At 67.4% G+C, this 11,594-nt stretch carries 9 protein-coding genes; 4 read left to right on the forward strand and 5 right to left on the reverse strand.

The annotated features are described in order from the left end of the window. Positions 1-1,993 (forward strand): DUF748 domain-containing protein (locus tag AB3X43_RS04530; protein WP_369428685.1); only part of this gene is annotated, 1,993 nt, incomplete at its 5' end. A 17-nt stretch (positions 1,994-2,010) separates the two neighbouring features. Here the strand turns inward: AB3X43_RS04530 and AB3X43_RS04535 are convergent. From AB3X43_RS04535 to AB3X43_RS04550, 4 genes are all read right to left on the reverse strand, one after another. Then, entirely contained in the window at positions 2,011-2,271 is a 261-nt protein-coding gene (locus AB3X43_RS04535) for a hypothetical protein (protein WP_369428686.1), read from the reverse strand. 61 nt (positions 2,272-2,332) lie between these two features. Continuing rightward, entirely contained in the window at positions 2,333-2,593 is a 261-nt protein-coding gene (locus tag AB3X43_RS04540; RefSeq protein ID WP_369428687.1) for a hypothetical protein, read from the reverse strand. Between the two features lie 18 nt (positions 2,594-2,611). Continuing rightward, a complete protein-coding gene (locus tag AB3X43_RS04545) occupies positions 2,612-2,866 on the reverse strand; it encodes a hypothetical protein (RefSeq protein ID WP_369428688.1) in 255 nt (84 codons plus the stop codon). Positions 2,867-2,915: 49 nt separating this feature from the next. After that, on the reverse strand, positions 2,916-5,495 hold the full coding sequence (locus AB3X43_RS04550; protein WP_369428689.1) for a WD40/YVTN/BNR-like repeat-containing protein: 2,580 nt from the start codon (positions 5,493-5,495) through the stop codon (positions 2,916-2,918). A 367-nt stretch (positions 5,496-5,862) separates the two neighbouring features. On the opposite strand from AB3X43_RS04550, the gene AB3X43_RS04555 reads away from it, so the two are divergent. After that, the gene (locus tag AB3X43_RS04555) at positions 5,863-6,366 is read left to right on the forward strand and encodes a hypothetical protein (RefSeq protein ID WP_369428690.1); all 504 of its coding nucleotides are present in this window, start codon (positions 5,863-5,865) and stop codon (positions 6,364-6,366) included. A gap of 34 nt (positions 6,367-6,400) precedes the next feature. On the opposite strand, the gene AB3X43_RS04560 is transcribed toward AB3X43_RS04555, so the two are convergent. Continuing rightward, entirely contained in the window at positions 6,401-9,511 is a 3,111-nt protein-coding gene (locus AB3X43_RS04560) for a carbohydrate-binding protein (protein WP_369428691.1), read from the reverse strand. A 374-nt stretch (positions 9,512-9,885) separates the two neighbouring features. Between AB3X43_RS04560 and AB3X43_RS04565 the strand changes: the two genes are divergently transcribed. Together AB3X43_RS04565 and AB3X43_RS04570 are read left to right on the forward strand one after the other, a co-directional pair. Further along, positions 9,886-10,749, forward strand: coding sequence for a hypothetical protein (locus AB3X43_RS04565; protein ID WP_369428692.1), 864 nt, complete (start codon positions 9,886-9,888; stop codon positions 10,747-10,749). A gap of 126 nt (positions 10,750-10,875) precedes the next feature. Continuing rightward, entirely contained in the window at positions 10,876-11,454 is a 579-nt protein-coding gene (locus AB3X43_RS04570) for a hypothetical protein (RefSeq protein ID WP_369428693.1), read from the forward strand. Positions 11,455-11,594 lie beyond the last annotated feature (140 nt).

Below are 11,594 nucleotides of genomic sequence, written 5' to 3' on the forward strand. Positions count from 1 at the left end.
CGCGGCCAGGGCGCCGGCCACCACCATGGCCCCGCCGTGGCAGACCACCCTGAAGGACTTGCAGCTGCAGAACGGCCATCTGCAGTGGAACGATGCGCAGGCGGGCAGCCGGCCGGTCCGGCTCGACATCACCCAGCTCGCGGCCGGGCTGCAGAACGTCCAGCTCCGCGGCGCACGCACGCTGGCCCCGCTGCACTGGCAGCTCAGCGGCAACGTCGCCGGCGGCACACCGCGGTCGCTCCCGACCAAGGCAGCAGCCGCCACCCGCACGCTAGACGGCCGTGGCGACCTCGCGCTGCAGCCGCTGCAGATGCGGGGCGCGCTGCGCATCGACGGGTTTCCGGTCCACGCGCTGGAGCCCTACTTCGGCGACGCGCTCGGACTGGACCTGCGCAGCGCCCGGCTCGGCTACCAGGGTGATCTGGCGCTGCAGGACACGCCGGCCGGGTGGACGGCCGCGCTGCACGGTGACGGCCGGGTGGGCGATCTGCAGCTCTACACTCGCCAGCGCGTGGCCGGTGCCGCTGCGGACGCCGACGAACTGCTGCGCTGGAAGACGCTGACGCTGCAGGGGATGGACATCGCGATCAAGCCGTCGCAGCAACCGCGCGTGCTGGTGCGTGAACTGGCGCTGGACAACTTCTACTCGAAGCTCGTCATCACCGAGGACGGCCGCTTCAACCTGCAGGACGTCGGCGCCAGCCGGGGCGCCGCGCCAGCCACCGCCGCATCCAGTCCGGCGCCCGCGACCAGCCCCAGCGCCGGCCCGCCCGTCGATCTGACCATCAGCGCCACACGGATCAGCCGTGGCACGGTCGATTTCACCGACCGCTTCATCCAGCCCAACTACAGCGCCGACCTGAGCGAACTGCAGGGCACGCTCGGCGCGTTCCACACCGGCAGCCGCGACATGGCCACGCTCGCGCTGCGCGGCAAGGTCCAGCGCACGGGCAGCCTGGACATCAGCGGCCAGCTCAACCCGACCGCCCAGCCGCTGGCGCTGGACCTGCGTGCCCGCGCCACCGACCTGGAGCTGACGCCGCTGTCACCCTACGCCGGCAAGTACGCCGGCTATGGCATCGAACGCGGCAAGCTGAGCATGGACGTGGCCTACCGCATCGCGCCCGATGGCACGCTCGATGCGAAGAACCAGATCGTCATCAACCAGCTCACCTTCGGCGACCGGGTCGAGAGCCCGAGTGCCACGCAGTTGCCGGTGCTGCTGGCGGTGGCGCTGCTGAAGGACCGCAACGGCGTGATCGACCTGAACATCCCCATCAGCGGATCGATCAACGACCCGCAGTTCAGCGTCTTCGGGCTGGTGGTGAAGGTGATCGGCAATGTGCTGACCAAGGCGGTCACTGCGCCGTTTTCCTTCCTGTCCGGCGGCGGCAGCGACGACCTGAGCGCCGTCACCTTCGAGCCGGGAACGGCCACGCTCACCGCCGAAGGCCGGAGCACCGCCGACAAGGTCGCACAGGCGCTGGCAGACCGGCCAGCACTCACCCTGACGCTGCATGGCCTGGCCGACGGACCGACCGAGCAAGAGGCCTACCGGGCTGCTGCACTGGAGAAGCGCCTGCTGGCCATGGCACAGCGTGAACGGACCGAGGCAGGCGCAGCGCCCGAAGCGCTGGACACACCGCTGTCCGCCGAGGAGCGGACGCGACTGCTCACGACCTTGGTCCGGCAATTGCCCAGGCCCAGGCTGGCGCCGGCCAAAGCGGGCGCCTCGGCACCCGCGGCGACTTCCAGAACCTCGGCCGAGCCGACCGACGCCGAACTCGCGGCGACACTGGCCGCGGCCATGCCCGTGTCCGCCGACGTCTGGCGCGAACTGGCCGCGCAGCGCGGTGAGGCCGTGCGCGACGCGCTGCTGGCGCGGCAGCTGTCGAACGAGCGGATCTTCCTCGGCGCACCGAAGGTGGGCCGCAGCGAAGGCGATGCGGCGACGTGGAAGCCATCGGCCGCGATGACGCTGTCGGCCAGATAGCCGATCCCGGACACCGTTCAGCGCACGGTGCGGCGCTGCGCGCGCCACTGCAGGAACAGCGCTGTGGCCACGCAGACACCACCCACCAGTGCGCTGTCGAGCAGGAAGTAGACGGGGCTGACCCGGTATTCGCCGCTGCAGAACGTGGCGAAGCTGCCCAGCGCCACACTGGCCCCGGCCCAGACCGGCCAGCGCGCATGCAGCCCGCCCAGGCGCTGGCTGGTCAGGCCCAGCAGCAGGCCGAACACGAACGGGAATGATTCGACAAGGACTTCCATGGTGCTTCTCCTGGAGAGGGACGTTTGGAGCCGGCCATCGGGTCTTCTGGCGATCAAGCCCTCAGGCCGGCAGGACCGCCGGGCCGGCAGAGATCGCTGGTCCGGCATCGGTGCCGCCGGGGGGCGCGGTCCCGGTGCCGGACAGTGCAGCCGCTGCAGCGGCGTCGGGGCGGGACGGTGCCGCACCGGCATTGATGGGCACCGCCGCAGCGGCCGTGCCGGGGGATGGGCCCGTCGTGTCGCTGGCGGGCGCGGCGTCGCTGGTGGCACGCACCTGCTGGGCGTCGGTGCCGGGTTGGTCGATCTCGATGACGATGCGCATGGCGGACTCCCTCTCGGTTCAGTTCAGGACGGCGAACCGCCCCTCGAAATTGACGGTCTGGGCGGTCAGGTTGTGGACCGTGATCCAGTAGGTGGTGTGCGTGGCGTCACCGCGGGCAACCGCCACCGACCAGTCGATCTGCGCGCCGCCGCCATAGGGCGCGGTCGGCATCGCATACCAGACCACATGCCAGTTCGAGGGCCAGTTGAACGTGAACCAGGTGTTGGTCGCGTTGGGGGCGAGGCTGCCGGTGAATTGGGTTCCAGTCCACATGATCCGTGCTCCTTGGTCAGTGCAGTTCAATGCAGTGCGGTTGCCGATCTCAGTACCGGCTCAGGATGGCGTAGCGTCCTTCGAACTGGACGGCCACAGGGGTGAGGTTGGTCACGTTGATCCAGTAGGTCGCGTACTCGGACGTGCCCCGCTCGACCTGCACGGTCCAGCGCAACTGCGGCGTGCCCGAGGTCGGGCTGACGGGCATCACGGTCCAGACGACGTGCCAGGTCGCGGGCCAGTTGAAGGTGAACCAGCGTCCGCTCTGGTTGCCGGCGAGCGTGCCGATGAACTGCGTGCCGCAGATCGGCGCCGTCAGCCAGCCATCGACCGGCACCTCCCAGACGCCGCGGTTGCGTGTGCCGGCGCGCAGCACGCGGGCATGCGGGTGGAAGACCAGATCGGCCACCATCACGTTGGGCAGACCGGTGCCCAGCACACTCCACGCCGCCCCGCTGCTGAGCGACTCGTACACACCGATGTCCGCCGCCACCCAGACCCGCCCGGCGTTGCCCGGGTCGGTGCAGACCGCGTTGATCGGCAGCACCGGCAGGCCGGCGCTGCGGTCGGTCCACGACGTGCCGCCGTCGGTCGAGGCATAGACCCGCCCGCCGCTGGACGCCCGGTAGGTCACCCAGACGTTGTTCGGTGCGCCGGACTCGACGTGGAGGTCGCTGACCTGGGCACTGCTGCGTGGCACGGTCAGCTCGGTGCGCACCCAGGAGGCGCCGTTCCAGTCCAGCCGGAAGACCCGGCCGACGCTGACGCCGACATAGAGCCGGTCCGCGGTCGAGGCGTGCATCGCGGTCGTCAGCAGGCCGGCCGGCAGCGCCACCTCGGTGAATGCCGTGCCGCGGTTGCGCGAGACGAACACGCTCTGCCCGGCCTGCGCCACGGTGTCGCCATTGACCTCGACCGGCGGGTAGAACAGCGCGCTGTAGCCGGCGGGCACGGCCGGCCCGATCCAGCCCCAGCTGCCCCAGCCGCCGCCCGTGGTCGAGCGCTCCATGCCCATGCCGTAGAAGGTGTGGAAACAGACGTTCGGGCTGGGCCGGTTCAGGCCGCAGTCGCCGCCATCGCCGTCCTGGGCGTGTTCCCAGACGGCCGAGCCGGTGTAGCGGATCGTGCCGTTGTCCTGCGTGCCGGCCAGCAGCATCCGGGTGCTGCCCCAGTCCTGCGCGAGGTATTCGATCTCGGTGATCGCCAGCCCGTTGTTCAGCGAGGTCCAGTTCACACCGCGGTTCGGCGAGCGGTAGAGCCCGCCGTCGCTGCCGGCGAACAGCACGTTCGGGTCGGTCGGGTGCAGCGCGAAGGCGTGCTGGTCCGGGTGGATCGAGTCGCCGCTGGTCTTGGCGGACATCGCCATCCAGGTCCAGGCGGCGCCGGAGAGCGTGCCGCGGAAGTTGTCGATCGCGCCGACATAGACCTGGTTGACCGTGTCGGGCGCGGCCATGAGGCACCAGTCGTACCAGTCCTGGCCGACCGTCACGCCGGCGGGCAGCGCGACCGCGCTCCAGACGCCGGCCACGTCGCGCCGGTACAGCCGGGCCGCGCCGCCGGACGAGCCGAAGGCATAGGCCACCCGCGGATCACCGCGCACCATCGACACCGCCAGCCGGTTCCAGCTCGCCGGGGCGCCGGGCAGCGCCACCGCCGCCCAGGCCGTGCCGCCATTGGTCGAGCGGTACACGCCGTCGCTGCAGGCGGCCAGCACTTCGGCCGCCGCACCGCCGCTGGTCTGGTAGGCCAGCGACCAGGTGCGCCGGGCGCGCCGCAGCGTCCAGGCCACGCCGCCGTTGGTCGACTCGTACAGCCCGCTGGTCGTGCCTGCCAGCACATGGTTCACGTTGACCGGATCGACCACAAGGTCGTAGAAGCCCTGCCCGACGAACGGTGCACCCGCGACCAGCGACCAGGTCGTGCCGCCATTGGCCGACTTGAGCAGCCCGGCACCGAGGCCGGCGTAGAAGTTGCCTTCGCCGGTGCCGCAGTAGACGGTGGCGGGCGCGGACTTGGCATAGGCGAGTGCGCCCACGGTCAGCGTGGGGGCCGAGTCGGTGCGCGGCCACCAGGTGGTGCCGTTGTCGAACGACTCCCAGACGCCGCCGGCCGCCGAGCCGCAGAGCAAGTGGTTGCCGTTCGAGGGATCGACGGCGATGCTGGACACGCGGCCCGAGACGATGGTGCGCCCCGGGTTGCTGCCGTAGGTCTGGCCGTTGGGCATGTAGATCGGGCCGAGCGAGCGCCAGGCCGGGGGAGGGACGAGCGAAGCGGACGCAGGGGCATCGCCATCGGCCGCTGGCACAGCGTCCGGCACGGCCACGAGGGCGTCGAACGCACCCAGCGCCACCGCAGCGTCGGCGTAGCGCTGGGCAAGTTCGGCCGCCTGGTCCTCTGGCGGGGCGGCGGCCGATGCCTTGCCGGCACCACGCCGCCCCTTGGTGGCGACGGGCTCGTCGTCTGCCGGCTCGGCCAGGGCATCGGCGATGACCTGCAGTCCGCGGGGACCACTGAATTCACGCAATCGGGCCAGTGCCTTGCCCCCTGCGGGTTTGGGCTGGAGCGCACGGGTTCCGGGCGCAGCGGTGGCGGTGGCGGTGCCGTTGTCACTCTCGAGCGGGGTCTTCATGTGTTCTCCTTGGGGGTAGAACGAGACGGTCGAACGTGGTGCGGTGCAGCCGGTGTCGGCGGTGCAGGAGTCGCCGGCGCCTCGGCCGGTGGTGCGGTGGGCGGCAGATCCCGGCCTCGCTCGAACTCGTCCAGCCGCTCTCGTGCAGGTCCGCCGGGGACCGGACCACGTGGATTCAGCGGAACACCGGGAGGTGGCCTTGGCACGGGACGCCTTTCGCTGCAGCGTGCGCTTCGCACGACAACCGAGACAGGAAGACCCGACCATATTCACATTGCCGGGCACTGAACAGCGCCCGGCTCCCTGCACTTCATCAGGGTTGATGACGCGCCGATGGGGCGCTTCCGCGCTGTGCCAGACTGCGCACATGCCCCCCTTCATCGAACTGCTCACCCGCCCGCTGCGCTGGCTGTTCCAGTGGCTGATCGCACTGATCGTCCTGTTCGAGGAATGGGGCTGGGAACCCCTGGCCCGGCTGATGGCCCAGCTGGCGCGGTTGCCGCTGATCGGCTGGCTGGAGTGCCGCATCGCCCGGCTGCCGCCGGCGCTGGCGCTGGTGGTGTTCCTCACGCCGGGGCTGATGCTGCTGCCGGTCAAGCTCGCTGCGCTGGCACTGGTGTCGCACGGCCACGTCTTCACGGGCATCTCCGTGATCGTGCTGGCCAAGCTGCTCGGCACCGCGCTGGTGGCCCGCATCTTCCAGCTCACGCAGCCAGCGCTGATGCAGCTCGCGTGGTTCGCGCGGCTCCACGGCCGGTGGATCGTGTGGAAAGAGGCCGCTGTGGCGCAGGTGCGGGCGTCGCGGGTGTGGCGGATGGGTCGCTGGACGCGGCGGGGACTGGTCCGGCGCATCCAGCGGTGGCGGGCGTAGCAAACAGCCCGTCTCGCACCCTCCGCCTTACTGCTTACTTGACCACCAGCGCCGTCAGCTCGAACCCCGAGGTCTCGACCCGCGTCTTCACGCGCACCGTGTTGTAGCCCTTGTTCAGTGTCACCGCGATCGGCGTGTTGCCGGTCGGGGCGTTCCAGCCGGTCTTGACCAGCTCGAACATCGGCGCGACGAGCTGGTCGTTGACCGACACGTCGAGCTTGTTGCCGGCCGTGCCGGCGTCGGTGACCAGCGTCATCGCGTAGGTGCCGCCGGCCGGGGCGACGATGGCGTAGCTCACGTAGGAGCCGGGGTGCAGGTAGCGCACCGCGTTGCGGGCCGGCACGCCGAAGGGCTCCTCGCTGCCCACCCAGGCCAGCGCGTTGACCGTGCCCGGCACGACGTTGCGGCCCTGCACCGCCGGCAGCGCCCCGGCCAGCGTCTGGTCCATGCACTGGATCTTCGGCGCGGTCGTGTTGGCAAAGTCGTTGGTCAGGCCCCAGCTGCCGTACTGGGTGTCCCAGTTGGTGGCGCCGGCCGTGTACCACATCATCGTTTCGCCGCCGGCCGCGTACCAGGTGGACAGGTAGCGCTTGCACAAGGCGAGCATGGCGGGGTCCAGGCTGGCGGCTTTCTTCGCGGCGAGGCTGCCCGGCCCGAAGGTGTCCGCGCCGCCCTCGTAGGCAAGCAGCGGCAGGTTGTACCAGCGGGCCAGCGCGATGTTCTTCTCGAAGGCGTTGACCTTGGACAGCGCCGTCACCGAGTCGCCCATCGCCGTGAGCACGTCGGCGGCGGTCAGGCCATCGACGGTCTGCTTGGCGCCGAGGTTGAAATACGGCGCACCGGCCAGCGCGTAGAAGTAGCGCGACGGCGGGCCGTAGACCGTCTCGACGAACTCCAGCCCCAGTTGCGCGATGTAGGGCTGCACCACCTGCCCGGCGAACACCGGGCGGATGGTCGCCATCATTGCGGCGTCGCCGTAGACGCTGCGGAAGAGGTCGCTGATCTCCTTGAGGCGCTTGGCCGAACGCCGGTAGCCGAGCATGTCGGCGTTGGTGTTGCCGTCGAAGGCCAGCGGCGAGGCCGGGTTGGCGCCGACCTCGGCGGTGGCGAGGTTCTTGTTGTCGCCGTACTGGGTGAAGGACGAGTTCCAGATCTCGTTGCTGTACTCGACGTAGACCTTCGCGCCCGAGGTCAGTGTGGTCTTGAGGAGCCTGGCGAGCTGCAGCACGTAGTCGTCGTCGGCCAGCAGCGGGATGTTGATCCACAGGTCCTTGCCGGTCTGGTTGCCCAGCGCGATGACGTGTTCCCACGGCACGCCCACCGCCGAGAGGGTGCGCGTGGTGGTCGGCACCGTGCGCGTCGCCCAGCCCGTCACCAGCGGGTTGTTGTTGGTGCGCAGCCAGTCCATGAAGCGCAGTGTCTTGAAGCGGCTGAGGTGGTTGACGAACTCGGTGGTGAACAGCGGTGGGTTGGTCACCGCGTAGCCGGGGCGCATCACCTTGAGGTTCTTGATGCCGCTGCCGGTGCCCTTGAAGACCAGCACCATCTGGTCCGCCCCGGCGGCGCGGACGACGTCCAGCGTCGTCAGGTTCCTGGCCGCGTCGTAGGCCTTGCCGCTGATCGTCGTCGCGGCCGAGGCGGCAAGCGAGACATCGGCCTGCCCGTTGAACGCGACCTTGTAGGTGCCCAGCCGGCCCGGACCGCTCATCAGGTAGACCGCGAAGTCGCCCACCGGCCAGCCATCGGCGCCGAGCGGCACCGTGTCGGTCGGCCCGCCCCAGGGATGGTCGACGGGGCCGAACGGGCGCGCGTGCATGACGAGGTCGGCGTAGACCGGCGTGAACTCCCAGTCCGACAAGCCCGGCAGGTTGGCGCCGAGGTAGGACGCGGGCAGCGCCGTGGGGGTCGCGGCGGCGCCGGTGAGGCTGTACTTGAACAGCCGCGTCGCGGTGGACGGCGCCGCCACGCCGCACTGCGCCAGCGCGTTGAGCGGGTGGCGCTGCAGGAAGGCGGTGGTGGTCTGGCCGGCGAACGGGGTCACGCCGATCTTGAACAGGTCGCCCTTGGCGGCGAGCACCGGCGCGGTCTGCTTCACGCCGTTGCGGTAGAGCGTGCCGGCGCTGGTGCTGAGGCACTGGCCGGCGTCGTCGCCGCCGGCGGTGTAGGCGGGCGAGGCGGTTTCGGTGCCGACGGCGGCGTCGGTGGTGGTGAACTTGTTGCGGTCGATGACGCGGTCGACACCGCCGGAGCTGTCGATCCACTGCGCCAGGTCGTCGCGGCCGTAGGGCGACTTGAGCGCGTAGAAGCGGTTCAGGTTGCCGGCGACCAGGCCCATCGACGCCTTGGCGAACGCCGCGTTGAGGCGGGTCTGCACGCTGGTGGCGTAGGCAGGCGAGTTGTTGAGCAGGCCGTCGTCGGCCAGATCGCCTTCCATCTGGCTGAGCAGCGAGTTCACGCCGCCGCCGGTCTGGCCGGCCTGGGTCAGCACGCCGGAGAGCGCCGCCAGGATCTGGTCGGTCTGGCGCGACTGGCTCAGGTCCAGCTCCATGAAGTTGCCGGGGGTGGTGACGCCGTTGGCGGTGGTGCCGGTGAAGAGGTCGCTGGCGTTGTAGAGGTAGAGCGCGTCGAGCAGTTCGCGCTGCGCCTGCAGGCGGGCGGCGGCGAAGGTCTTGGCGGGCGTGCCGGTGACCAGCGCGCGGATGCGGTCCTTGGTGATCGAGGTCAGCACGTTGACGTTGACCGCCTTGTCCGCGCCGGTCGACAGGTTGCTCAGGCCGCGCAGCACGACCCAGTCCTTGTCGGTGTCGCCGGTCAGCTCGTTGAAGAAGTAGCCCTGCGCGGTGGTTTCGAGGAAGGGCGACGAGAAGACGCTGGTGGGCTTGAAGGTGCCGAGGTCGTCGCTGGTCTCGAAGGTGTAGGCCTTGCCATTGGGGGCGAGGTTGGTCGAGAGCAATTCGTTGACCGTCACCACCGAGCCGCGCCGCAGCGGCCCCTTCTGCGCCACGCCGCTGTCGACCTGGTAGCTGCCGGCGTCGGGGCTCTGGTGAACGGTGCTGCCGCCGTCACCGCCGCCGCCGCAGCCGGCCAGCATCGACGCGGCCACCGCCGCAAGAACGGCTTGGGCCGCGAATGGGGTCTTCAACATGGGGTGTCGCGGCCTTCGGTGGTCAGGAAAGTGCTTTGCAGGCGCTTGAGGCGCCGGAAATGATAATTTTAGGAGCAAGTGCCAGCGCAACCGTTGCGACTGGACAGGGTTGGGCGCAAAAAAGACAGGGACGCTGTGGGGTTGGTCGGAGGGAAACGCAGGCGGCCACCTGTTGATGACCACACCTTGCGTTTCGTGAATATCGAGCAGGAGAAGACAGAGGGGCGTCTACTGAATCCAACGGAGCATCGCAAAACAAACATCCACTTACAGATCCCTGCGCAATTAGTGAAAATGTCTCATTTTTGGACCCTTACACTTTCTGATGCACATGCAATTTCCTGCGGTTGTCGCCGCGTTCGGGAGGGGTCACTTTGAAAAATACCAAGTTCACATGCGCCGCGGCGTGCGCTCTGGCGCTACTTTCAGCCTGTGGCGGCGGTGGTGGTGACGCTGCAGTCACCGATACCGGCGGCGCAGGCACACCAACTGGTACGGGAACGCCCGCCGCGACGGGCACGCCCAGTGCAGCAGTGACTCCCACCGTGATCAATTCCTGCGATTTGAGCGCCATTGGCAACACGACCGCAGCCAGTGGTTCGGCGTTTCCCGTACGGGCTGCTTTCCAGCGCCTGACGGCAAACGGTTATCAGATTGTCTATGGTCTGAAAGGGACCAGCAGCGGGGGCTGGTCCTATTCAAACACATATAGAAACTCCATGACGTCGCCAGTTGCCGGCTTGCTGCAGGGTGTTCCGGTGCTGATGGCGGTTGAAACCTTTCACGGCAGCATCGGAGAAGTTGGCGGCATTGGTGCATTCATCGTCTACCAGACCAATGCATCCAACACCGACTATTTCGACACCCAATGCAAGAACCAGCTGGGCTGGCTTTCCAACGACCAGGGATTGCTTTGCATCGGTGATGGCGTTCCTACCTTTCCAGAAACCGCGGTCGATGGACAGACCGGGGCCAGCACCACCTATTCCTGCTACAAGGACAAGACGGCGACCACCAAGACGGACAAGTGGATCTACACCTACAGCGCCAAGGCGAATCTGGACGGGACGCTGAGCTACACGTCCATCCAGGAAAATGTCGGGTATGACGGGGTGGCGCTCAACAACAAATACACGATCACCTACAAGATCACGAAAGACGGCACTGTCACGCCGGTCTCCATGACACTGCACGAAGGTGCCACGAATGCGGCTGGGAACGTCACTAGTTTTCAGTAGAGTATGGAGGCCATCCACTGCCCGCAATCTGGGTAGACCTGCAGCGAGACTTTCGCAATGGAGAAAAACTTGCCGCCAGTAATCTTCACGCCCGACAACGAACCATACTTGGGCCGAACACTACTCATGAATCTTGACGTACTTATTTCGGTCACCATCGAGCAAAATTCGAGTACGCGAGAAAGCACCCACGACACGGATCACTCCGATCAACAGAAAATGGCGATCCAAGTGAGTTCCCAAGCGATAAGCATATCGCTTTCGATACGAGAGCTGATTCGACAGGGATACCTTTTCGGAGCACATGTACTTCTGCGCCCACTTGTCGAGCGCAGCATGATCCTGCTTTACATCTACGAATATCCAGCAGATATTAAGCATTGGAACAATGGTTGGGAACAAGGAAAAGCACCAGGCCTACCAAAAATGATCGACAGGATTGCAGCCAAAGGTACTGGCACCCCTGAAATTAAGGGAAGTGAAATGCTCCGATCAATGAATAGCCTCATGCATTCGAAGCCCGACTCTGCGTACTACAATCTCGTTCCCGCCGGTGAAGACCGAGTCGGTTTTGCATCCTCAAAGATCCTAAATCGCCCAGAACTGTGCGACTCGCTTTGTGCCGATGTGATCCCCCAGCTTGCAATAGTTGGCGCCATGCTGAATCACTACTTTCCAAAGGTCTCGCTGCCGAGCGTGCCCTGACGAATGTCTAATAGCAGTGCTTTCAAGGTGAGGTTTGAACGGCAGCGTTCTTGCTGCGATCTGTGCTCATCTTGACGAGCGCCGACTTGCCAAGAGGTCCACACCGACTGCTTTTGATGCTTTTTTAGCCACTTTGATGC

The sequence above is a fragment of the Sphaerotilus sp. genome, from assembly GCF_041083715.1.
Classification (GTDB): domain Bacteria; phylum Pseudomonadota; class Gammaproteobacteria; order Burkholderiales; family Burkholderiaceae_C; genus Sphaerotilus.